21 protein-coding genes are annotated in these 24,934 nt (G+C 31.7%); 9 read left to right on the top strand and 12 right to left on the bottom strand.

What is annotated here, in order from left to right:
- The first annotated feature begins 15 nt into the window (after positions 1-15).
- From DK442_RS21535 to DK442_RS21555, 5 genes are all read left to right on the top strand, one after another.
- Positions 16-1,323 (top strand): AarF/ABC1/UbiB kinase family protein, encoded by a 1,308-nt coding sequence (locus DK442_RS21535; RefSeq protein ID WP_109437989.1) that lies wholly within the window; start codon positions 16-18, stop codon positions 1,321-1,323.
- A 365-nt stretch (positions 1,324-1,688) separates the two neighbouring features.
- Complete coding sequence (locus DK442_RS21540) at positions 1,689-3,743, top strand: sensor histidine kinase (RefSeq protein WP_109437990.1); 2,055 nt, start codon at positions 1,689-1,691, stop codon at positions 3,741-3,743.
- Positions 3,736-4,368, top strand: coding sequence for a response regulator transcription factor (locus DK442_RS21545; protein ID WP_109437991.1), 633 nt, complete (start codon positions 3,736-3,738; stop codon positions 4,366-4,368). The genes DK442_RS21540 and DK442_RS21545 overlap by 8 nt, the downstream gene beginning before the upstream one ends.
- A 111-nt stretch (positions 4,369-4,479) precedes the next feature.
- On the top strand, positions 4,480-4,752 hold the full coding sequence (locus DK442_RS21550) for a T9SS type A sorting domain-containing protein (RefSeq protein ID WP_109437992.1): 273 nt from the start codon (positions 4,480-4,482) through the stop codon (positions 4,750-4,752).
- Between the two features lie 335 nt (positions 4,753-5,087).
- A complete protein-coding gene (locus tag DK442_RS21555) occupies positions 5,088-6,095 on the top strand; it encodes a 3-oxoacyl-ACP synthase III family protein (protein ID WP_109437993.1) in 1,008 nt (335 codons plus the stop codon).
- A gap of 291 nt (positions 6,096-6,386) precedes the next feature.
- On the opposite strand, the gene DK442_RS21560 is transcribed toward DK442_RS21555, so the two are convergent.
- On the bottom strand, positions 6,387-8,756 hold the full coding sequence (locus tag DK442_RS21560) for a TonB-dependent receptor domain-containing protein (protein ID WP_109437994.1): 2,370 nt from the start codon (positions 8,754-8,756) through the stop codon (positions 6,387-6,389).
- Between the two features lie 438 nt (positions 8,757-9,194).
- On the opposite strand from DK442_RS21560, the gene DK442_RS21565 reads away from it, so the two are divergent.
- The gene (locus DK442_RS21565; RefSeq protein WP_109437995.1) at positions 9,195-9,557 is read left to right on the top strand and encodes a CoA-binding protein; all 363 of its coding nucleotides are present in this window, start codon (positions 9,195-9,197) and stop codon (positions 9,555-9,557) included.
- Here the strand turns inward: DK442_RS21565 and DK442_RS21570 are convergent.
- Together DK442_RS21570 and DK442_RS21575 are read right to left on the bottom strand one after the other, a co-directional pair.
- Positions 9,534-10,991, bottom strand: coding sequence for a sodium:solute symporter (locus DK442_RS21570; RefSeq protein ID WP_109437996.1), 1,458 nt, complete (start codon positions 10,989-10,991; stop codon positions 9,534-9,536). The genes DK442_RS21565 and DK442_RS21570 overlap by 24 nt on opposite strands.
- Before the next feature lie 66 nt (positions 10,992-11,057).
- Positions 11,058-11,744: an ABC transporter ATP-binding protein gene (locus tag DK442_RS21575; RefSeq protein ID WP_109437997.1), complete on the bottom strand. Its 687-nt coding sequence runs from the start codon at positions 11,742-11,744 to the stop codon at positions 11,058-11,060.
- 243 nt (positions 11,745-11,987) lie between these two features.
- Here DK442_RS21575 and DK442_RS21580 point away from each other — a divergent pair, with 243 nt between their 5' ends.
- On the top strand, positions 11,988-12,584 hold the full coding sequence (locus DK442_RS21580) for a PAS domain-containing protein (RefSeq protein ID WP_109437998.1): 597 nt from the start codon (positions 11,988-11,990) through the stop codon (positions 12,582-12,584).
- Positions 12,585-12,711: 127 nt separating this feature from the next.
- Here the strand turns inward: DK442_RS21580 and DK442_RS21585 are convergent, their stop codons facing one another.
- From DK442_RS21585 to DK442_RS21600, 4 genes are all read right to left on the bottom strand, one after another.
- Positions 12,712-13,836, bottom strand: a complete 1,125-nt coding sequence (locus tag DK442_RS21585; RefSeq protein ID WP_109437999.1) for a nuclear transport factor 2 family protein — start codon at positions 13,834-13,836, stop codon at positions 12,712-12,714.
- Positions 13,837-13,966: 130 nt separating this feature from the next.
- Entirely contained in the window at positions 13,967-15,013 is a 1,047-nt protein-coding gene (locus DK442_RS21590) for an AraC family transcriptional regulator (RefSeq protein ID WP_109438000.1), read from the bottom strand.
- A 103-nt stretch (positions 15,014-15,116) separates the two neighbouring features.
- Complete coding sequence (locus DK442_RS28535) at positions 15,117-15,626, bottom strand: hypothetical protein (RefSeq protein ID WP_200825157.1); 510 nt, start codon at positions 15,624-15,626, stop codon at positions 15,117-15,119.
- 103 nt (positions 15,627-15,729) lie between these two features.
- The gene (locus DK442_RS21600) at positions 15,730-17,598 is read right to left on the bottom strand and encodes an ABC-F family ATP-binding cassette domain-containing protein (protein ID WP_109438001.1); all 1,869 of its coding nucleotides are present in this window, start codon (positions 17,596-17,598) and stop codon (positions 15,730-15,732) included.
- A 167-nt stretch (positions 17,599-17,765) separates the two neighbouring features.
- Between DK442_RS21600 and DK442_RS21605 the strand changes: the two genes are divergently transcribed.
- Complete coding sequence (locus DK442_RS21605) at positions 17,766-19,226, top strand: hypothetical protein (RefSeq protein ID WP_109438002.1); 1,461 nt, start codon at positions 17,766-17,768, stop codon at positions 19,224-19,226.
- Between the two features lie 86 nt (positions 19,227-19,312).
- Here DK442_RS21605 and lnt read toward each other — a convergent pair whose 3' ends face one another.
- Positions 19,313-20,893 carry an apolipoprotein N-acyltransferase gene (gene lnt / locus DK442_RS21610; protein ID WP_109438003.1) on the bottom strand — a complete coding sequence of 527 codons (1,581 nt, stop codon included), beginning with the start codon at positions 20,891-20,893 and terminating at the stop codon, positions 19,313-19,315.
- 155 nt (positions 20,894-21,048) lie between these two features.
- On the opposite strand from lnt, the gene DK442_RS21615 reads away from it, so the two are divergent.
- Positions 21,049-21,810: a phosphatidylcholine/phosphatidylserine synthase gene (locus tag DK442_RS21615; protein WP_109438004.1), complete on the top strand. Its 762-nt coding sequence runs from the start codon at positions 21,049-21,051 to the stop codon at positions 21,808-21,810.
- A 14-nt stretch (positions 21,811-21,824) separates the two neighbouring features.
- Here the strand turns inward: DK442_RS21615 and lptB are convergent, their stop codons facing one another.
- From lptB to DK442_RS21635, 4 genes are all read right to left on the bottom strand, one after another.
- On the bottom strand, positions 21,825-22,565 hold the full coding sequence (gene lptB / locus DK442_RS21620; RefSeq protein ID WP_109438005.1) for an LPS export ABC transporter ATP-binding protein: 741 nt from the start codon (positions 22,563-22,565) through the stop codon (positions 21,825-21,827).
- Between the two features lie 80 nt (positions 22,566-22,645).
- On the bottom strand, positions 22,646-22,996 hold the full coding sequence (locus DK442_RS21625) for a carboxymuconolactone decarboxylase family protein (RefSeq protein ID WP_109438006.1): 351 nt from the start codon (positions 22,994-22,996) through the stop codon (positions 22,646-22,648).
- Positions 22,997-23,830 (bottom strand): twin-arginine translocase subunit TatC, encoded by an 834-nt coding sequence (gene tatC / locus DK442_RS21630; RefSeq protein ID WP_109438007.1) that lies wholly within the window; start codon positions 23,828-23,830, stop codon positions 22,997-22,999.
- Positions 23,830-24,798, bottom strand: coding sequence for an SIS domain-containing protein (locus tag DK442_RS21635; RefSeq protein WP_109438008.1), 969 nt, complete (start codon positions 24,796-24,798; stop codon positions 23,830-23,832). The genes tatC and DK442_RS21635 overlap by 1 nt, the downstream gene beginning before the upstream one ends.
- Between the last annotated feature and the right edge of the window lie 136 nt (positions 24,799-24,934).

The raw sequence follows: 24,934 nt of genomic DNA on the forward strand, positions 1-24,934 counted from the left end.
GAATTTAGAAACTGTATGAAAACAATTGACAAAATACCTACTACCAAATTAGGTAGAACCGCAGAACTCGTAAAAACGGGAGTGAAGGTAGGTGGGAATTATCTAAAATACTACGGTAAAAAGGCTGTAAATCCTGATTTAACTAAAGAACAGTTAAATGAAGATAACGCTGCTGATATATACAATGGATTGAAAAATTTAAAAGGGAGCGCTCTTAAAGTAGCACAAATGCTTTCTATGGAAAAAAACATTCTACCCAATGCCTATGTAGAAAAGTTTTCTTTATCACAGTTTAGTGTACCACCTTTATCTCCTCCATTGGTTAGAAAAACATTTAAAAAATATCATGGGAAATACCCAGAAGATCTATATGATTCGTTTGCAACTCAATCTGTAAATGCTGCAAGTATCGGTCAGGTACATAAAGCTATTAAAGACGGGAAAAAACTTGCTGTGAAAATTCAATATCCTGGAGTTGCAAACAGTATAAGTTCTGATTTGGCGATGGTAAAACCCATCGCCATCAGAATGTTTAACTTAAAAGGAAAGGACTCCGAAAAATACTTTAAAGAGTTAGAAGGAAAATTACTTGAAGAGACGGACTATATATTAGAAGTTAAGCAAAGTAAGGAAATAACAGGGTCTTGTGCTAAGATTCCCAATTTGCGATTCCCAAAATACTATGAGGCACTATCTAGTGAACGTATCATCACTATGGATTGGATGGATGGACTTCATTTAAGCGAATATGCAACACAAAATAATGATCAGGAAAAAGCAGATAAAATTGGTCAGGCATTGTGGGATTTTTATATGTATCAAATGCATATTCTTAAGGCAGTCCATGCTGATCCTCATCCAGGAAATTTTTTAGTTGATAAAGATGATAACCTTATCGCGATTGACTTTGGATGTGTAAAGAAAGTGCCATTAGAATTTTATACTCCTTATTTTGAATTAGCAGAAAAGAAAAATATTGATAATCCGGAATTTTTTAATAAAAAAATGTTCCAATTAGAAATCCTCAGACAAGATGATTCCCCTGAAGAAAAAAGATTCTTCTCAGAGTTGTTTCATGAAATGTTGAGTCTTTTTACAACACCTTTTAATGTAGAGGAATTTGATTTTGCAGATGAGACATTTTGGAGAAAGATAACAGAATTAAGTGAAAAATATTCTAAAGACACAGAGTTAAGAAAAATGAATGGGAATAGAGGAAGTAAACATTTCTTATATATCAATCGTACGTTTTTTGGCTTGTATAATTTGTTACACGATCTAAAAGCAAAGATCCAAGTAAGGAATTATGAAAAGTACCTATAGTCGGTCATTCGACTGACTTGGTTTGTTTATTTATTGGTTAGGTTGTTAGAAAGATGTGCTGTGGTTGGCACATCTTTCGCTTTTATTAGTGAAACTATATTTTGAAAAATTGCGGAGCAATGTATTTAAAATAGATAGTTGAACTCATCCCGATTTTTCAGCAGAATCTCAAGTTTACCACCTCGAAGCTTATTTACTACATGTTTTTAGCTTAAATAAATTGGAATATAGCTGTTCTTTATATGATTTCTATTTAAATTATTGTCATGAATCTATTAAATATTAAAAAATGATAGTAATGAAATACGTTGATATAATTTAAAAATACATTTATCGTATCTTCACATCTTAGAAAACCCCTAAAAATGTTTAGAAGTAAAATATACACATTTACTCTTGTTGTTGTGCTTCACTATTGTGCATTTTCGCAGCAGAAAGAGGTCATAGTTGATTTAATAGATAAAGTAGAAAATGCAACCAACAAAAATGAAAAACTTCAGTTGTTGGACTCCTTATCTGGAGAAATTGGTAAAATGCATGATAAAGATTTTGAATTTTATAAACAAAATTTTTCCAAATATACGCTTCAATATATAAATCTAGCTAAACAATTGGATAGTATTGATTTAGCTGCTTTTAGGACCTCTAAACTCACTTATCATTATCTTCAAGTGATAAATAAACCCGATTCTGCTCTTGTTATTGTAAATAATATTCTCGGGGATAGTAATAAAATTAAAAATAGAATTAATTTGGGACACCTGTATGTGAAAAAAGCAGGGGCAAACTACCAAATTGATGATTTAGAAAAGGCAATAATAGATTATAATAATGCCGAAAAAGTTTATCACGAAACAAAGGATACCATTTATGAAGCTGATGCGGTATATTTTAATGGACAAGCAACAGAACGATTAGGTAGACTTTCTCAAGCAGTGATAAAATATCAGACTGCTAATACATTGTATACTGCGATGAAAGATACAGCGTATATGGCATATAGTGGATTGGCGATATCAGGGATTTTTAGTCAACTTTATCTTTTGGAAAAATCTTTTGAAGAAAGAAAACGGATTAGAGCGTTGCTAAATAGTCAAAAGAATAAAGACTATAGAGCTCTTTCAGAGTTAAGTATAAATGATGCTCGTGATTTTGTAAAAACAAAAGAATATAAAAAAGAAGGCGAAGCATATCTCAAAGCCCTTGAATTAGCACAAAAGGGTAAGTTAAGTGTTTTTGATTTGTTTAGGATAAGAGCCTATGTATCTGGATTTTATTCAAAACATGATAAAACTGAAATTGCTCAACGATATTTAGATACGCTAGAGTTGACGCCAGAATTAGTGAAGAATCCGTATGATCGAATGTTTTATTTAAAAGCTTTAGGAACACTTAAAAAAGCTCAGGGAAAATATAATGAAGCTATCCCCATATTTGAGGAAGAACTAGAGATTTTCAAAAAATCTAATGATTTACAAAGTCAAGTACACATCGAAAAAGAACTTTATGAGTCAAATAAGGGAGCAAATAATTTTTCTGATGCTATCATTCATTTAGATAGACATCTATTATTGAAAGATTCTTTATATAATATTACTCGTTCTAATAGTGTTATTTATTATCAAACACTTTATGAGACTGAGAAGAGGGATAGTAAGATTGCTATCCAAAAAGCTAACATCGATATGTTAGAAGCAAAGGATAAAGCGAAGAAAAATTTATTAATATTTGGAGGTATAGGTTTAAGTCTATTGTTCATATCTATATATTTATATAGAAATAGAATGTTATTGGTAAAGAATAAAAAATTACAACAATCCTTTTTACAAGAACTTCTACAAACACAAGAACGGGTTGGTAAACGTATTTCTAAAGATTTACACGATAGTGTTGGTCAAAGTTTGTTGTTGGTTAAAAATAAGGTTCTTCAAAATAAGGATCAAAAGACAGCGAGTATTGTAGATGGAGTAATTGATGAGGTACGTGCAATATCTAGAAGTTTACATCCGTTTAAGCTAGAAGAACTTGGCCTCACAGTAACACTACAAAGTAGTGTAGAGATGATTGATGAGAACTATGATATATTTATTTCAGCAGAAATTGATAATATTGATACGGTTTTTGATCAAGAAAAAGAAGTTAATATTTATAGATTAGTGCAGGAGAGTTTTAATAATATTCTCAAACACTCTAATGCAAGATCTGCAGAAATTATAGTAATCAATAAAGAAACTGATGTAGAGATAATTATCAAGGATAATGGTAAAGGTTTTGATGTTTCTAAAGAAAAGTCATCTGTTTCAAAAATTGGCCTTAAAACATTAAGTGAACGATCAAAATTCTTGAAAGCCAGCTTTAAAATACTTTCAGAGATTGATCAGGGAACCACACTTATATTTAATATACCAAAGCATGTTTAAACCTAATATACTTATCGCAGATGATCATCCTTTGCTTTTAAGGGGGTTAGAAGAGTTTTTAAAAGAAAAAAAATATAATATTATTAGCACTCATGCTGATGGACTCTCTGCGTATAATGCAATTATAAAAGACAAACCAGATATTGCTATTTTAGATATTGAAATGCCTAACCTTACCGGGGTTGATGTTGCAAAAAACTGTAAGCGGCATGGTATGGATACCAAGGTTATTTTAATAACTCTTCACAAAGAGAAAAAATTCTTTGAAGAAGCAGTAAAATATAATATTCATGGGTATCTGTTAAAAGAATTTGCCTTAAGTGAAATAGAAGCCTGTATAGCAAGTGTTTGTAGAGGAGAACCTTATTTTAGTGAAAAAATATATAAACGATTTACCCATATAGGAGAAGGAAATTCTGATATAGAAAAGTTAACTCCATCAGAAATAAAAATTTTAAAGCGTATAGCAGAAGAAATGACTAGCACTGAGATAGCAGAGCTATTGAGTATTTCGGTAAGAACTGTAGAAAAACATAGAGCAAATATTATTAGGAAACTTACCCTGGAGCAAAAACCTAATGCTTTGCTCATCTGGTCACAGAAAAATAAACAGTTATTATTGTGATGTATACACATATATTCTGATGTAAGATTACGTAGAGCTACGTATGTTATAGTGCCTCATGTATTTATATCTTTGCTTATATAATATTTAAAGAGAAAACAGATTAATGTAATGTTGGATGTTAATACTGAAATATATAGTTCTAGAGGTAGTACTTTTTTAGTGTATCCAAACCCAATAAAAGGAGAGATTTATATTGATCGCACAACTGATTTGTCTACTGCTCGATGTAGCATTTTTGATCCAAAAGGGCATTTGGTTAAAGAAAATAAAAAATTATCAATCAGAAATACAATCTCATTTGTATCGTTCCCAGCAGGGATGTATACGATTAAGATATGTGATGAAAATGGAACAGTTATTAAGAAATTTCTAAAACTCTAGTTTTTAGGAAGATTGGGGGAATGGGGACTATCGACTTTAGTTGGTGGTCTCTTTTTTTTTGTTGATCTATTTGTTGTTTTCTAGGGTATTATATAACAATATGTACTTTACAGTATTTTTTAAGCTCAGATTTTAGAAAAATTGCTTAGAACTCTTAGTAAATTTTAAAGTTCATTTTCTTTATATCGCTACTATGTGGGTATTTATAATTGTATTTGTTATGCGTGCATATAATATAATTGCTGTTTCTTTTATCAAGATGCTAAGAATACATATATTGTCCGCCAGTTTTTAATTAAGCGTAAAATAAAGCACAATACACAATAATTAACTATATGTATACTTCAAAAATATCTGGATTGGGATATTATGTTCCTGAAAATGTGGTGACAAACGATGACCTTTCTAAAATAATGGATACCAATGATGAGTGGATTCAGGAGCGAACAGGTATAAAACAAAGACGTCATATCAAAAAAGGTGATGGTAATAGTACTTCTGTAATGGGAGTTAAAGCTGCAAAAATTGCAATAGAAAGAGCAGATATTTCTAAAGATGATATAGAATTAATAATTTTTGCTACACTTAGTCCTGACATGTATTTTCCAGGAGGAGGAGTACGGGTTCAGGATATGATGGATATGAAAACTATTCCGGCATTGGATGTTCGTAATCAATGTAGCGGATTTGTATATGCAATATCTGTTGCAGATCAGTTTATAAAAACCGGAATGTATAAAAATGTTTTGGTTATTGGAAGTGAAAATCACAGTGGAGGTTTAGATATGACTACCCGTGGACGAGGAGTTTCTGTTATTTTTGGTGACGGCGCAGGCGCAGCTGTATTGACAAGAAGTGAAGAAGAGGGTAGAGGAATTTTATCGACACACTTACATAGTGAGGGGGCACATGCAAAAGAATTATCTTTAGAAGGGCCAAGTACAGAACATTGGGTTCCTGAGATTATTGCAGAAGACCCACAAGAGAATATTCCTTATTATCCATATATGAATGGTCAGTTTGTTTTTAAAAATGCTGTAGTGCGTTTTTCAGAAGTAATTAATGAAGGATTACAGGCAAATAATCTTACGGCGGCAGATATTAATATGTTAATACCACATCAGGCAAATTTAAGAATATCTCAATTTGTACAAAGACAATTTAAACTATCTGATGATCAAGTATACAATAATATTCAAAAATATGGAAATACTACAGCTGCTTCAATTCCGATAGCACTTACTGAGGCATGGGAAGAAGGCAAAATCAAAGAAGGAGATTTGGTGGTGTTGGCGGCCTTTGGAAGCGGATTTACATGGGGTAGTGCTATTATAAAATGGTAGTATTGTAAACCGATGACTAGGCTAGATGATAAATTAAAACGAAAAACGCGAAGCAATTAAGCTTCGCGTTTTCTTATCTAATAACTCGGTTATTAATTTTTTAAAGGCTAATTCAAATAAATCATAACCATGATTACTATATTAAACGTAACAAATTGCAATGTGTTACAGAATTTGTTGTTTTTTTACATTTTTTTAACGTTAATTTAGTTTTTGAGGAATCTGTATTGAATTTAACACATTTGTTAAGCATTGTTTTTCTTATTAACATATTTATTAAAAAAAGTACTGTTAAAGTATGCCTCCACCTGATTTTTCGTTATTATCTCTGCGTTTCCTAGATGCCTTTCTGTTTTTTCCACTTCCAAACCTATAGGATAGCCCTAAAAAAACAGTTTGTGTTTCTCCTTGAAATTGCCCATTTTGTGGGTAAGGATTGTCTCCAGAAAATCTAAAACGCATTGTATTAAAAATATCATTAAAGTTAATACTAGCCGTTCCTTTGCCTTTCATGAAGTTGTATCGAGCTCCTGTATTTACAAAGTAAAACGGTTTAGTTTTAAATAATACACCTTCTTGTTCTCCACGGTAAAATCCAAAAACTTGAAAAGTTAAATTTTTAGTAGCTTTAAGACTATTGTTAATTCTAAAATTATAGATTACGGCATCAACTTCACGGTTTACATTTTCTACTACTCCTTTTTGAGTTTGCCCATAAAGATCAAAACTTGCATTAAAACTCCACCAATTGGTTACTTTATAATTACTTGAGATTTCTATACCATAGGCAGAATTGTTTTCAAAATTATCAAAAGTTAATATTTGACCTTCTTCTACATCTGGATTCTCTATTAGTACTTGATTGATTTCATCATTGATTAATCGATAAAATACTCCTCCAGTAACTGAGCCTTTTTCTAATTTCCGTGTATAATTAGCTTCAACAGAATTAGTAAATTGTGGATCAAGAGACGGGTTTCCTAAAGAAACAATTCTTGGGGTGCTCCATTCTCGTATTGGGTTTATTTGATTTAAACCAGGTCGATCAATTCTACGACTATAACTTAACTGATAGCTGTTCTTTTCTCCAGGAGTATAATTAAGATATCCTGATGGGTATACAGTAAAAATATCGTCTTCAAATATTTTTTCACCATTAAATACAGCTTCTACTTCATAGTTCTCTATTCTAGCACCTAATTGATATGACCATTTTTCAAAATTCTGACCAAATGTTGTGTAAAATGAATGGATATCTCTATCATAACTGTATTTTGAATCCTGAAAAAGAGTAGATTCATAATCATTATCGGTTCTTCTTAATCGAGTCTCATATCCTATTTCTAGTTTGGTCTTTTCTGATAAAGGGTTTACATAGTCCAAGTTAATTGTCGTATTTTTCCTTTCGTTGTTAATGAGATCATTATAGTTTGGTAGTGAATTGTTTCCTCCAATAAAAAGAAAATCATCATCACTATCACTTTCAAAAACATTATAATCGACTTCAAGTTCTATATTATGTCCTTCTTTCTTAAAGTCATGTTTATAGTCAAAATTATAAGTAGAGCCTAAATTATCACTATCACTTATTAAATCTTGTGTTAAGTTGCTTTGATCATTATTTAAGAAAATAATGTCTGTGGATCCTTTTGTTAAACCATCAAATAGATTTTGATTGGTATATACAGAGACAGTATTGTTATCATTAATAAAGAAATCCATCCCGAATTTAAAGAGATGTGATTTATTATTATCTAAAAATTGAAAATCTGTTCTGTAATTTTGATCCTCTCTAAAAACAAAACCTGCATTTAGGTTTTTGGTAATATTATTACCATAGTTACCATAAAAATTTATTTTACCTGTTCTATAATTTAAATCGACAGAACTATTAAAACGAGCATTTTTATCATAATTAAGCCCTAGATTAACATTACCATTAAATCCTATGTTGCTATTTTTATGTAATACAATATTAATAATACCACTCATTCCCTCTGGATTATATTTGGCAGAAGGATTTGTAATTAATTCGATTTTCTTAATAGAAGTTGACGGAATTTGCCTTAATAGTTGAGAAGCGTCAATATTAGTGGGCTTACCATCAATAAGAATACGAACATTTTGATTTCCTCTTAAAGCAATATTACCATCTTGGTCTACATTAACCGAAGGTATATTATTCATGATTTCTGCAGCACTACCTCCAGTTGTGGTTAAATCTTTACCAACATTAATAACTTTACGATCAATTTTTTGTTCGATAGTAGTTCGTTCTGCTACTATAGTTACATCGTCTAAAGCTTCAGCGGCTTCCTCTAGTGTAATAGTACCTAGGTTAAGATCTTTGTTCTTTTTTGAAATCTCGATACCTTGGGAATATGTTGTGTATCCTATAAATTGAACTTTTAAAGTATAATTTCCTTTCGGAATATCGGTAATTAGGAAATCTCCGTTTTCTGTTGTAATTCCGCCTGTTATTACTTTACTAGCTCCATCATTAATTACAATTGTGGCATAGGGGATAGGTTGGTTTAAGTTCTTGTCGATAACTTTTCCTTGGATAGTACCTACCACAGCTTCATTACTGGGTTGAGCAGAAAGCAGAAGGCACCAAAATGAGAAAAGTAATAAAACAGTTTTTTGATTAAGTGTTTTCATTTGAATGTTTATTTGATTGATATATGCAATGCATTGTACTTTGTATAACATAATACAGATGCGAATTTTTTACTAAAATTAGCACGGTGATTAATCGTGTATAAAGGTTAGACGACCTTGTCTAAGTTCTGTTACATCTAATTTTAGACTTTAACATTATATTAAATAATTAAAAACCGCCCTTTGAAAAAAGGGCGGTTTTCTATAATAACCAAATAGTAACACTAACCATCAACTATGAATAAAATTTGATTATTATTTAAGTAACTAACTAACTAAATTTATGAAAATTCATATCTTTTATAAGTAAGACGTACCACATAGATTTGTGTTACACTCATCTTTTGTTTTTAACATTTTTCAAGTCATTTTTAACGTTTTTTACTACATTTGAAGCCTTAAAAGATACCTTTCGTTCAAAAAAACAAATACTATTTTATGCAGAAAAAAACATTAGTTCTTGGTGCTTCTTTAAAGGAAGATAGGTATTCAAATTTTGCAATTCATAAATTAGTAAGTCATAACCATAAAGTTATTGCTGTTGGTTTGAGAAAAGGAGAGGTAGCAGGTGTTCAAGTTGATACAGATATACAGAATATAGATGATATTGATACCGTAACTTTGTATTTAAATCCTAAGAGACAACAACCTTATTATATTCCTATTGTTAACCTACATCCAAAAAGAGTGATTTTTAATCCGGGGACAGAAAATCCAGAATTTTATAAAATTCTTAGAGAAGCTAATATAGAGATAGAAGTGGCTTGCACTCTTGTGTTACTTTCTACGAATCAATATTAATCCAAAAAATGTAATTAGACCATTAAGAGGTAGTAATTCATAACCTATTTCATATCCTCCAATTAATTCGGGAGGAATATTAGATATTCCGATTATAATCAAAACTGAAGCTAAGGCTACTATCCAGCTATATTGGTCATGGATTTTATATTTTGTAAAAATCCCAAAAGAAAATAAACCTAACAGAGGTCCATAAGTATAGGTTGCTACGGTTAATAAGTTACTTATAACATTTTCTGTAAGTACATGTTTAAAAACAATAATGACCAAAATCAATAGTATACTCATACCAACGTGAGTCCTTTTACGAATTCCGGTTTGTAACTCTTTGTCTTTTTTCTCGATGTTTAGAAAATCTACACAAAATGATGTGGTCAATGAAGTTAGTGCACTATCTGCACTACTATAAGCTGCTGCTACCAAGCCAAGAATGAATGATATAGCTAATATAATTCCCAATCCTCCATTTATAGCTATTTCTGGGAATAACAAGTCTGTTTTGGCTTTTCCATCCATTAGGGGGGTACTTACATCAAATTGATCTGAATAAATAAATAACAGAGCACCTAAAAGAAGAAAAATAAAATTAACTACTATTAAAACCAGACTAAAGGAAACCATATTTTTCTGAGCTTCTTTTAAATTACGACAAGTAAGGTTTTTTTGCATCATATCCTGATCTAATCCAGTCATACAGATAGTAATAAACATACCGCCTATAAACGATTTTAAAAAATGCCCTTTTGCCAGAAAATTATCTAAGAAAAATATTTTATTATAGTTGTCTAATTCGTCAGAGTTTAAAAATTCTGAAAAAGACCACCCAATTTTATCATTGATGTAAAAAATAGCCATTCCAACAGCTATCAACATGAATAATGTTTGCAAAGTATCCGTCCAGACTATGGTTTTAATTCCACCTCTAAACGTATAGATCCAGATAAGAATGATAGAAAGTATTACAGTGATTTCAAAAGGTATATTCCATTCATCAAAGATATATTTTTGCAGCACTATAGCTACAAGATATAGCCTGAAAGATGCCCCTAGGACTCTGGAGATAAAAAAGAAAAATGCTCCGGTTTTATAACTTACAATACCAAATCTCTGTTCTAAATATTGATATATTGAGGTTACATTTAATCTATAATATATTGGCATCAATATGTATGCAATGACAAAATACCCAAATAAATACCCCAAAACCACCTGCATATAGCCAAATTGTGAAGCTTCTACCCATCCAGGTACAGAAATAAAGGTTACTCCGCTTAGGGAGGCTCCGATCATTCCAAAAGCAACAATATACCATGGTGATTGTCTATTGGCTTTAAAGAAAGCATCATTTCCTGAATTTTTCCCTGTAAAATATGAGATAAGAAGGAGGACCCCAAAATAAGCCGCAATAAGGAGTAGAATGTGTAAAGGTTGCATGAATTTCGGTTAAAAATGATTCCCAAAATACAAATTAACCAGAAACCCTAGAGTATAAATTTAAAACTATTTATTTCTAACATCACTTTCGATCATACCATCTCGCAAACGAATTACTCGATGTGCGTGTGCTGCAACTTCTTCCTCGTGAGTTACTAGAATAACGGTGTTGCCTGCAGCATGGATATCGTCAAAAAGCTGCATAATCTCTAATGAAGTTTTAGAGTCTAAGTTACCGGTAGGTTCATCTGCTAATATTATAGAGGGTTTATTAACTAATGCCCGTCCAACAGCGACACGTTGTCTTTGCCCTCCTGATAATTGATTAGGTTTGTGATCCATACGATCAGAGAGTCCAACATCTGTCAATACTTCTTCTGCTCTTACTATTCTATCTTTTTTAGAAGAGCCGGCATATACCATGGGCAGCGCAACATTATCAAGAGCAGTAGTTCGAGGAAGTAAATTAAATGTCTGAAAAACAAAACCAATTTCCCGGTTTCGGATATCTGCCAATTCATTATCTGTCATTTGGCTAACATCATTTCCATTTAAGTTATAAGTGCCATCGGTCGGCGTGTCCAGACATCCCAAAAGATTCATAAGAGTAGATTTACCAGAGCCTGATGGCCCCATAATTGCTAGGTATTCTCCACGTGCAATATCCAGGTCAATGCCTTTTAATACATATACAGTTTCTTGACCCAGTTGAAAGTTTCTTATAATTCCTCTGATTTCTATGACATTTCCCATGTAGTATTATTTACAAATGGTTAAGATACAATTTTAGACTATATGACGCAGTAGGTAAAAAGTTGTTACATGATGAAGTGCAAAATATTCTCGCTTCTGATAAGATTTAAGCATAGGCTTAGCGTTAAAGCTGAGTTAAAACCTGATAGCCCTTTATTTTCTGATTATTAATATGATTTTTGTCATTTTTCATGGTGAAGCTTAAAATTAGTTTTGCGCAAAACATAACTAACATAAATAAATATGAAAGCACTTAAACGCCCTGAGCCTATCAATGTAGAAATTGCCTTAGATCCTAATGAAACTATAATGAGTAAAACCAATCCTAAAGGAATTATAGAATACGCGAATGACTATTTCATGCAAATTTGTGGATATGAAGAACAAGAACTAATTGGTCAGCCTCATAACGTGATACGTCACCCCGATATGCCTAAAGTGATTTTTAAATGGTTATGGGAACATTTATTAGCAAAGAAAAATATACATGCTTTAGTGAAAAATTTAGCAAAAGATGGAAGGTATTATTGGGTGATTACCGATTTTGATGTAAAAGTAGATGATGAAGGGCAAATAGCTTCATTTTTTGCAAGAAGAAAAGCTCCACCTAGAGATACAATAACAGCAATAGATAGTCTGTATAAAAAACTATTATCAATAGAGCAGGCAAGCGGTGTCGAAACGGCAGAAAAATATTTGATTGGTTTTCTCGAAGAAAAAAATATGACCTATGGTGAATATATAGAAGAAATTTGTTTACCCGAAGAGAAAAGCACGTATGATCCAAAGGACTTACAATACCACAAACGTAGAACTGTATTTTCAAGAATGTTTAGGTAGTATTAATGGTATATGATATAGAATTATATTTGATTTAAGGTTTAATACCTTTTAATTCGTAAGGCCCAAACTATCATAAAATAGCTTGGGCTTCTTTTTAAGAGACTCTTTATGAATTTCAATACACTTATTTAATATCTCTACTGGATAATACTTCTATGATTTTTTGTGCAACAATTTCTGAGGATAAATGATTCTGACCTGTAATAAGATTTCCATCAACTTCTATATGAGGTGTATTTCTTGGTGAAAACTTAAATGTTCCTCCTCTTTTTTCAATAGTTTTTTGAATAAAAAAAGGAAACTGTTTATAGTATTCTTTATTAGGATTTTCATAGCCGTCTGGATAACCATTAACACGTTTTCCTTGCACAAGATATTTTCCATCTTTTGTTTTTAAATTTACAATTCCAGCAGTCCCATGGCATACAGAAGATATGATACCGTTATGTTGTTCATATATTTCCATTGCTATTTCCTGAATATTCTTATTTTCTGGAACGCCATACATAGCGCTACCACCACCAACATAATAGACAGCCTTATAGTTTTTTGCATCTATTTGTACAGGTTTTTTTGTATTTTCTAATGCTGCCATAAAATCATTATTGTATAAATATTCTTTTTGTAACTGATCAGAAGTGTTGATATATGCAAGTGGTATTGCGCCTCCTTCAGGACTTACAAAATCAATAGTATAACCAGCCTTCTGAAAGGTGTGATATGCATTAACAATTTCAGAAAAACTATTACCTGTGTTAAGTTTAGAGTTTCCATAGAAATGAGCATTTGATACAATGAATAAAATATGATCAGCATTATTTTTGTCAAATGTTCTTTTAGAAGCTGATTTACTCATGATCACCCATGATCCTTCTAATTTTTTCATTAAAAAAAGATCTGTAAGACGTAGTTCTCTCTCAGGAATTAAAATTTCTACTTTGGCAACGGCAATATCGTTTTCTCGATCGATGTTGAGTATTCTTCCCGTTCTTCCGCTAAATTTGTTTTGTTCTCCTTTTTCATACCAACTAATATACTCACTTGAGGGTACTACCCAAAGTTCATCATTTTTGTTATTTAGATACAACTTTGCATCTTTATAAAATGCTTTACTTATTTGTTCAGGTCTTCTATAAGAAGTTCCTTCTATATAATGAGTCAAAGCGTCAGCAATGAGTTTTTCTTCAGATTGAGCTTGGGTTGTACCAAAAAATGCTATGCAGGCTATTGTGCAAAAAAGATTCTTCATGTTTTTATTTTTTTGAAAGAACCACAATAGTATAGGCTATCGTTATAAAATCAGTAATATTTTATAATTCAGGTGTACGGTTTTATAATATTGGACTTAGAAAATAAAAAAAACAGGGTTTGTTTACTAGTTAAGACTGTGCAGATTTGTACTGTGTAGGGGTCATGCCTGTGAGTTTTTTGAATGTAGAATAAAAAGTTGATTTAGAATTAAAGCCACATTCATAACCAATGGATTCTATAGTAAATTTATCCTTATTTGATAATAATATTTTAGCTTCATGTATTCGATATTCGTTAACAAATAAAGAAAAACTTTTATTCAAATTATCATTTATGAACTGAGATAAAAGATGTGTTTGTATATGAATTTGTTTTGCCAGATCAGGTAATTTAAGATTAGGGTTTTTATATAGTTTTTTGGACTTCATTGTTTCTTCTAATACTTCAAAAAGTCTTTTGGCTTCGGCTTCTTCTATTTTTTTGTCTGCATACTTTGACGGTTCTCTAAAGAGAATAGCGTATTTTTTTTTACGGAAGAATAATATTAGAAGTAATAAATAGAATACAAAAGAAAATGAAAGCGCACCTACAATATATGAAGTGTATGATACTGTTTTATAAGCAATCCAAATGATGAGGTTACCAAAGTAAACACTTGTTATCCATATTTCGGCACTGTTTAATTTATTGTGCTTTGTAAACATTTTTTTGATCACTTTTCTTAAAAGAAAACCTGAAGCTAAAATGTATCCCAGCCATTGATAATAAATTACTTTTACAAAATAGAACCTCCAAAGGTCAGGATAATCTTCATAAGGATAGCTATAACCAATAGCGAGTATAATAATAAACAAGAAAAGAAAGTGATATTTCCAGGAATGGTCGATCTTTTTTGAAGAAGGATTTAGTATAGATTTCAAATAAAAAAATAAAGAAGGACCGATAAGAAAACATGCAGATAACCCTATTTGAAGATAGATTTTAGAAAGCTCTCTATTAAAGTAATAAAATATAGATTTCCAAATTCTAATACTTAATACCGTTAATAATGTTCCCAGAAAATAATTAGAAATGTGTTTAGGCTTAGCATAAAAGAAAAAATATATAGCTAGAAGTGTACTATTAAAAACTCCAATTGCACTAAAAAAGAATAAAAACTGACTGTCGAAATTCATATATAGGAGACGATAAACTAATATTTATAGGAATGATAAAATTAAATAGAAAAACTAGTAAAAGAAAATGAGCTCGGTATTTATATATCAATTAGAAAACCTTTTATGCTCTAATGACAAAATGTTCTTTAGCCTGCTCTCTTCTAAAAAAAACAAAACCCAGATCAAAAATATCTATAGTTACTGTTACTTTTGGGTGATTCTTTATTTGCTCCCAGGTAGTTATGTTTTGTAAAGATAGATGTATACCATTAATGAGTAACAAAGAATCATTATGAATGTTTGAAAGTATAACTTCCAGACTATGGTTATTATATTCTTTTATATTCATATATATGAAATCATAATTGCTTTTACTTATATCTTTTGATATGGACAATGAATCGTTTAATAATAATGTTTGATAGGGAAGAGGAGAAGTGTTTTCAAGTATAGCAATTTGTTTATAGTTTAAATATGTGATTAATCGATCAATAAGTTTCAGGTTTTTGAAGCTTATGTTAGCATTTATATAGTTTTTTTTATAAATAGATTTGATTGCCGGGTATAGTGATTTGTGTTTTTTGTCATAAAAACATTTGGTAACCAGAGTATATACAAATGGAGAATGCACTCCGTGTTGATTTGTAGATTTTAAAAGGTATCTGAGGTATGTTTTTAGTTTAAAGTACATTCTAAATCAAAAACCTTATAATTTAAGATTTATATTTTTCATATTATCCTTCCATCTTTTCTGAAAGTTCTAACCAACGCATTTCCCCTTCTTCTATTTGTTGAATAATGTTTTTCAATTTCAATGATTCTTCATTAATCTTTTCTGCGGGTAACGTTCCTTCAGCAAATAAATTTTCAATTTCCTTTTTTTGAATTTCTAATTTTTTAAGATCGCGTTCAATTCTATTAAATTCTTTTTGTTCGTTATAAGAAAGTGCTGCTTTGTTATCTTTTTTCCAGGTGTTTTTTGCTTTTACTTCGGTATTTTCTGATTTTGTTACTTCTGGTTCTTTACTATTTTCATAGATACGATAATCTGTATAATTTCCTGGGAAATCCTGAATGATACCGTTACCTCTAAAAACAAACAAATGATCTACGATTTTATCCATAAAATAACGATCATGGGATACAACGATGAGACAACCAGGAAAATCTAATAAAAAGTTTTCCAGGACATTAAGAGTTACAATATCCAAGTCGTTGGTAGGTTCATCCAAAATTAAAAAGTTAGGATTTTGAATCAGCACAGTGCAGAGATATAATCTTTTACGCTCACCACCACTTAACTTTTCTACGAAGTCATATTGCTTTTTACGATCGAAAAGAAAACGTTCTAATAATTGTTGAGCAGAAATTTGTCTTCCTTTTTTTAAAGGAATATAATCTCCAAACTCTCGAATGACATCAATTACTTTTTGACCTTCTTTAATTGATATACCACTTTGGGTATAATATCCAAATTTTATAGTATCTCCTTTAACTATTTTTCCATGATCAGGAAGTATTGATCCTGTAATCATATTTAGAAAAGTAGATTTTCCGGTTCCGTTTTTACCAATTATACCAATACGTTCTCCTTTTTTGAATACGTATTCGAATTTATCAAGGAGAACTCTGTTACCAAAACTTTTGGATATTTTGTGGAGTTCCAGGATTTTACTTCCCATTCGCTCCATATTAATCTCGAGTTGTACTTCGTGGTCATTACGGCGTTTATGCGCTCTATCCTTGATTTCATAGAAGTCATCAATTCTGGATTTTGATTTTGTTGTACGTGCTTTTGGTTGACGTCGCATCCAATCCAGTTCTTTTTTATAGAGTTGTTTTGCTTTATCCGTACTTATCTGTTCATTAATGACACGAGCTTCTTTATTGTCTAAGTAGTATGCATAATTTCCTTTATAGCTGTATAATTGACCATTTTCTAATTCTAAAATTTCGTTACATACGTTCTCTAGGAAATAGCGGTCATGAGTAACCATGAATAATGTGAAGTTCTCTTTTGCAAAATATTCTTCTAGCCATTCTATCATTTCTAGATCCAAATGGTTAGTAGGTTCATCTAGGTATAGAAGATTAGGTTTGCTTAACAAAATATTAGCCAGGGCTAACCTCTTTTTTTGTCCACCTGATAATTCGCTTACTTTTTTACTTAGATCTTCTAATTTAAGTTTGAAAAGTATCTGTTTATATTGGGTTTCAAAATCCCAGGCATTTATAGCATCCATTTGTTCAAAAGCTTGCTGGTAACCTTCTACATCATCTGGGTTTAGTAATGCTTTTTCATAAGCATTAATCACTTGGAGAATATCGTTGTCTGAAGCAAAAATAGTTTCTTCAATAGTAAGATTAGGGTCCAGATTAGGTTCTTGAGGTAAGAAGGCCACTTTTAGGTTTTTACGATATACGACTTGTCCTTCATCAGGATCTTCATCTCCTGCAACAATATCTAATAATGACGTTTTACCTGTTCCGTTTTTGGCTACAAAACCAATTTTCTGCCCTTCATTAATTCCAAAAGAGATATTCTTAAAAAGAATACGTTCACCAAATCCTTTAGCTATATTTTCTACCGATACGTAATTCACTTATTGATTTTAAAATTGACGCAAAGATAAATAGAAATAGATTCTGTTTTAGAAAAGATTTTTGTGGTTTAATTACTTTTTGTGGATAAGAATTCTTAACTTTCATCGGTTATTATGAGCATTACATCGATGATGTGGTGGTGTTAACAAACCCCAAACCCCTACTTATGCGTTCTTATTTAATCATAATAGTACTATTTAGTACTATATTTCTGTTAGAAGCACAGGAAACGTATATCGATAATTTCGGTACGGTTTCTTATGCAAATAATGATGGGACTGCAAATTGGGCGGGCAATTGGGCAGAAATAGAGCCCTTTGCTACCGATGACGATCCATTTGGTGGATTTATAAGGATTACTGGTAATAGATTACGGTTTAGCTTTATATTTGCGGGAGATGAGCAAATTCAACGAACAGCTGACCTTACTGGTGCTGCCACTGCTACGCTTTCTTTTGATTGGGAAACATTTAGTCTAGAAGCTGGTGAGACAATTGATGTTCAAATATCAAGTACAGGAGGAGCTCCTTTTACTACCTTGGCTAGTTTTGGAAATGGAGTAAATACAACAGATACTTTTACTCAAGATATTTCAGGATTTATTTCAGCAAATACCACCATACGATTTATCAATACTAATAATGATTGGAATCAAGGAAATGATCGTTTTTTTGTAGATAATTTACAAATAGAAACTTTTGTAAATATGGCACCTGTTATTACAGTTTCTGGAGATCAACATTTTTGTCCAAACGCCACAAATTCTATACTTGTAGTACAAACGGTTAGTATTACTGATGTTGATGATACAGAATTGGATCAAGTAACTATACAAGTTTCTACAGGATATCAAAATGGACAAGATGTATTGACATTAACAGGAGTTCATCCAAATATTACTGATAGTTGGGATGTTGTCGAGGGTAGACTAACATTAACAGGTCCGGCTACTTTGGCTGAGTTTGAGGCTGCTGTTTTAGCAGTTGAGTTTTCTTCTACACCTCCAGTTGTAACTGGTTTACGAGAATTTTCTGTGGTTCTAGGTTCTCCTTTGTTTTTGCCAGAAACTGGCCATTATTATGAATTTGTTCCTTCTTTGGGCATTCGATGGGACGATGCAAGAGATGAGGCAGCACTAAGAACATTTTTTGGTCTTCAGGGATATTTAACAACCCTTACTAGTGCTATAGAAGCAACATTTGCAGGAAGTCAAATAACGGGAACGGGATGGATTGGTGCTAGTGATAATTTTGGAACAGGAGAAGGAGAATGGCGTTGGGAAACAGGACCAGAAGCAGGGACAGTTTTTTGGAATGGAAATCAAACAGGAGCTGTAGCTCCTGGTGAATTTGCATTTTGGAATAATAATGAGCCTAATGATTGTTGTTCGGGGACAAATGGAGAAGAAAACTATGCTCATATAACTGATAATACTATTGGTATTGAAAATTCATGGAACGACTTACCTATTACAGGAGGGGGAGGAGCATATCAAGCCCAGGGATATATTGTTGAATATGGTGGGCTTCCAGGAGATCCTGTACTTCAGATCTCAGGTGTTACTAGATTGCGAATAAGTTGTTCAGTCATTACAAATAGAAGTAAAACGTATCGTGTAAATAATTAGTGTTTATTTATAGTTGATTGATAGGTAAGAATATGTTGATTGATTTTATAAATACGTTTAGATAGTATCCTGATCAATTCTTAGTATTATTTTTTTTGCTTACGTCGGGTAACAGAAAATAGAAATATAAAAATTGAAAGGAAAATAGCAACTCTAGCAATATAGTTTCCTGCCTTTACATAAAATGTAATTTTCTCATTGACTTTTAATGTTCCTTTTAATGTTCCTTGTTTTTCATAACCCAAAGAGGAAACAATATCTCCTGTTTGATTAATTATTGCAGAAATACCTGTATTTGCACTTCTGGCAATACTTCTTCGGGTTTCTATGGCTCTTAGTTTTGCATAAGAAAGATGTTGTTTATGCCCTTGGGTATTACCCCACCATGCATCATTTGTGATAATGGCTAGAAAATCTGCTTTGTTTCGAACATAACCAGTTACATATTCTCCATATACGCTTTCATAACAAATAATAGGAGCTACCCCAATACTATCGTTTGTGAAAAATACTTCTCGATCTTCTTGAGTGGTTTTTTTTGCTACTGTTCCTCCTAGGTCAATCATAGCATCTCCGACGATTGGTTTTAATAAGCTTTGATATGGAAAATTTTCTACGCCAACCACAAGTCTGCTTTTGTGATATAATTCACTGCTTCCATTTGGTCTAACAAAAAAAGCTGAGTTATAATCATCATAATAAATACCTTCTTTATACGTATTGGTCTGCTTACGAATTTTATTTGGATTATTAAAAACGTCGATCATTGATATCCCCGATAAGAAATGAGCGTTAGGATAAGAGTCAAGTAATTTTTTACCAGTGTTTTTTGCAATAGATCTGGAGAAGTTATTTAACCTATTATTATCAGCAAAAACAGTTTCAGGTGCAATAATAAAATCTGTATTTGAAGTAGCAGCAGATCTTGTTAATGAGTCTAATAAAATACCGATACGAGTATCATTAGTATTGTATTTCTCAGTATATGGGTTGATGTTTGGTTGTAAAATTACAACTTCAACATCGTGCCCTTTTTCTTCATAGGTGTTTAGAATAATTATCGAAATTATAATAGGTATTGAAATGATTATCCCATTGCGAATTGCAGATCTATAGAGAATAGTTTTGTCCTTGTGCTCTAGGAAAAGTAAGATGCTTTTAAAAGTAATCATGTTTACAGTCCATATCCAAAGAGACCCACCAAAACTTCCGGTATATTCGTACCATTGGATCCATGAAGTAAAACTAGCAAATCCATTTCCTAAATTGAGCCATGGCCATGAAAACTCCCATCGTAAATGAAGATATTCAAAACTCATCCAAAGACAAACCAAAAAGATACTACTTATCATAAATGTGGTCCTTTTGGCTACAATATGGTATGTCAAAAAAACAAGAGACATGACTAAGCTATTTACTAGAACTGCAAACCACATTCCAAAGGCTGTAGAATTATAAAGCCATCCAGTAGAGATGATATTCCAGGTAAAGAATGTGAGATATGCCAATCCTAAAACCTGACTTTTACTATATTTATTTTTACGAATATTAGATTCAGCAATAAGTAGAGGGATAAATCCAAAGAATAAAAATAAAGGAAAACCATAAGTAGGCCATCCAATGGTAAGTAGGAGTCCGGAAATAATGGACAATACAATGTTTCTCATAAAAAAAAGACTTCCTTGTTAAAGACGAAATTAAACTTATTTAGTTACAATTAATAAAATTGAATACTTCTTTTTTGTTAAGCTTATTACTTCATATTTTAAATCTATATGAACAGACCAAAATAGTTTGCTATTTTTACACAAAATCAAATTATATGTGGATTAAAAAGCAGGTTCCAAATATCATTACATTGTTTAATCTTTTTTTTGGATGTATTGCGGTAATTTTTGCAGTCGGTGGTAATCTGGAGTTAGCTGCTTTATTTGTTGGATTAGGAATTTTCTTTGATTTTTTTGATGGTTTTGCCGCTAGAGCTCTAAATGCGCAAAGTGAATTAGGACTACAATTAGATTCATTGGCAGATATGGTGACAAGTGGAGTTGCGCCAGGTATAATAATGTATCAATTACTTTCTCAAGTTTTTGGAAAACCTTTTTATGTAGTTCCTAATTCCTGGGATTTTGGACAAACTTTTGCTAGTTTTGACTTGTCGTACATATCTTTAATAGGTCTATTTGTAACATTAGCTTCTGCATATCGATTGGCTAAATTTAATATTGATACTCGTCAAACTACATCTTTTATTGGTTTGCCAACTCCGGCAAATACACTATTGATTATGAGCTTACCTCTTATTCTTAAATTTCAATCAGACCCTTGGATTGTTGCAATTTTACTTAATAAATGGTTTTTAATAAGCTTAACTTTTATTAGTTGTTATCTTTTGAATGCTGAAATTCCTTTATTTGCTTTAAAATTTAAAACATGGGGATTCGCAGAAAATAAGGTTAGGTATATTTTTCTTTTGTGCACAATACTGTTAATTGTAGTATTGAAATTTATGGCAATACCATGCATAATATTCTTATATGTATTAATGTCTTTATTTTCTAAAGGAAAATCTGTAAGTGAATAGAGGCTAGGTAATATTTAAAAATCCAATTTCTTTTTACGAAGTTCAAAGTTTTGACCTAGATATACTTTACGCACCATTTCATCTTCTGCAAGCTCTTCTGGAATACCCGCTTTTAGAATACTACCTTCAAACATCAAGTAGGTCCTGTCTGTTATTGCAAGTGTTTCTTGTACATTATGATCAGTAATTAGAATTCCGATATTTTTGTTTTTAAGTTGTGCAACAATACGTTGTATATCCTCTACAGCAACAGGATCTACACCAGCAAAAGGTTCATCCAGAAGTATAAAGTTAGGATCTGTAGCTAGTGCACGAGCAATTTCTGTACGACGACGCTCTCCACCACTTAATAAATCTCCACGGTTTTTACGAATATGCCCCAGGCTAAATTCTTCAATTAGCGCTTCCATCTTATGTAACTGTTCTTTTTTACTAAGAGATGTAAGCTGTAATACACTCAAAATATTGTCTTCTATACTAAGCTTTCTAAATACAGAAGCTTCCTGAGCCAAATAGCCAATTCCATTTTGAGCACGTTTATACATTGGATATTTGGTAATATCGGTACTGTCTAGCGTTATTTTTCCACCATTTGGTTTTACCAAACCAACGATCATATAAAAAGAGGTTGTTTTACCTGCACCATTTGGTCCCAAAAGTCCAACAATTTCTCCTTGATTTACTTCAAGAGAAATTCCTTTTACTACTTTTCTACCTTTATAGGATTTTATAAGATTGTCTGCTTTCAACTTCATATTAGAATGACTTCGTTACAATAGGGGTGTTGCTAAAATGAGCTCGTAAATTTACATTATTCTTTTGAACCGTTCTAAACTTAAGATTTTTTTGCTTCTAGGGCATCCCAAAATTCATATGCACGGCGTAAATGAGGAATAACTATAGTGCCTCCAACTAAGGTAGCAATACTAAGTGCTTCAACTACTTCTTCTTTTGTTAGCCCTTCTTTATGACAAGTTTCTAGATGATAACGTACACAATCGTCACAGCGTAATACAGCAGAAGCTACTAACCCTAACAATTCTTTAGTTTTTACATTCAAAGCGCCTTCCATATAGGCATTAGTATCAAGATTGAAGATTCTTTTAATTACTTTATTATTATCTTCAAGGATGCGAGAGTTCATCTTCTCTCTATATGCGTTGAAATCATCAATTAAATCACTCATTTATGCGGTTTTTTGAAGTTTTTGCTTTTCTTTTTTTATAACAACTTTAGAAATTATAATACTAACTTCATATAATATTAAAATGGGTATAGTTACAATAACTTGACTCGCGATATCAGGAGGCGTAATTATTGCAGATAATATTAACACAATTACTAAAGCAAATTTTCTGTATTTTTTTAAAAATTCTGGAGTGACCAGACCTACTTTGGTAAGGAAAAACATGATAACAGGTAATTCGAATATTAATCCGCATGCTATGACAGATGCTCTTACCAAGGCAATATAGCTATCAATATCAAATTCATTAAGCACTTCTTTACTTACTTGATATCCTCCTAAAAAATTAATAGATAATGGTGTGATTACATAGTACCCAAAAAGTACACCTAAGAAAAATAAAGAAGAACAAATGATAATAAAACCTTTAGAAGTTTTTCTTTCATTGTCATATAATGCTGGTGCAATAAATTTCCAAAATTCATAAAGTACGTAAGGAAATGCTGCAATAAACCCGGCAGTTATAGAAGTCCAGATGTGAACAGAGAATTGTCCAGCTACTTTTCTACTTTGTACACTAAATGGTAATTCTTTAAAACATAGGCTTTCATCTAGACCTAATAGTTTTGATAAATTGCAGAGTCCATTATAGGTTGGGAAATCTGCTTTTTTTGGGCCGAAAATTAATACGTCAAAAATAAATTCTTTAGCCATAAATGCTGCAATTGCAGCAATTAATACAGCTACAGTAGCTCTAATTAAATGCCAACGTAACTCTTCTAGGTGATCTAGAAAAGACATGGATTGAGGGTCTTTTTGAGTGCTGTCTTTCATTATAAAATGCCTTCTCTCATTAGATCATGAATGTGAATAAAACCAGCATATTTTCCATTTTCTTCGGCTAATAATTGGGTTATCGAATTTCCTTCCAATTGTTCTAGAGCATCTACAGCCATAGCTTCATTATTAATACGTTTGGGGTTAGGAGACATAATATCTTTAGCAGTCAAACCTTCAAAAGAAGATGTATTTGTTGTAAGCATTCTACGTAAATCACCATCAGTAATAATACCTACGATAGTACCGTTTTCTGTAACTGCTGTAGCTCCCAGCCTTTTCTCTGTCATTTCTACAATTACCTCATTTATATTTGAGCTAGGAGATACTTCTGGTTTTTCGTTTCTAGAGGTAATATCACTTACTCGTAAATATAGTTTTTTCCCCAGAGCACCTCCAGGATGATATTTAGCAAAATCACGGCTAGAGAACCCTTGTAGATATAATAAGCAAACAGCAACAGCATCTCCCATAACAAGTTGTGCCGTAGTACTAGTTGTTGGAGCTAAGTTGTTTGGACATGCTTCCTTTTCAACAAAGGCATGTAATACATAATCAGCTTCTGTACCTAAAAAAGACTTTTTATTCGAAGTAATACCTATCAATGTATTTTTAAAACTTTTGATTAAAGGTACCAATACTTTTATTTCTGGAGTATTTCCACTTTTAGAAATACAAATGACAACATCATCTTCAAGAATATTACCTAAGTCTCCATGAATAGCATCTGCGGCATGCATAAATACGGCAGGAGTACCCGTAGAATTCATCGTGGCAACAATTTTTGAAGCAATAATAGCGCTTTTGCCTATTCCTGTAATTATGACTCTACCTTTAGAGTGAAGAATACTTTCAACTGCGTTAGAGAATTCTTCATCAATTAGTTCTTCTAAATGGGCTATTGCACGGGCTTCTTCGGCAATAGTTTTTTTGGCATATGAGATTATAGTATCTTGGGTGTTCAAAATTTAAAAAATTTGCGTGTTATAAATAAAGATTTTATTATCTTTAATTTACGCAAAGGTATACAATACCTTATTAATTTTAAATACTGTCAAAAAAAAGCATGTTAAATTATACATTGTTTATCTTTGACATTCT

It is taken from the genome of Aquimarina sp. AU119 (assembly GCF_900312735.1).
GTDB lineage: Bacteria > Bacteroidota > Bacteroidia > Flavobacteriales > Flavobacteriaceae > Aquimarina > Aquimarina algiphila.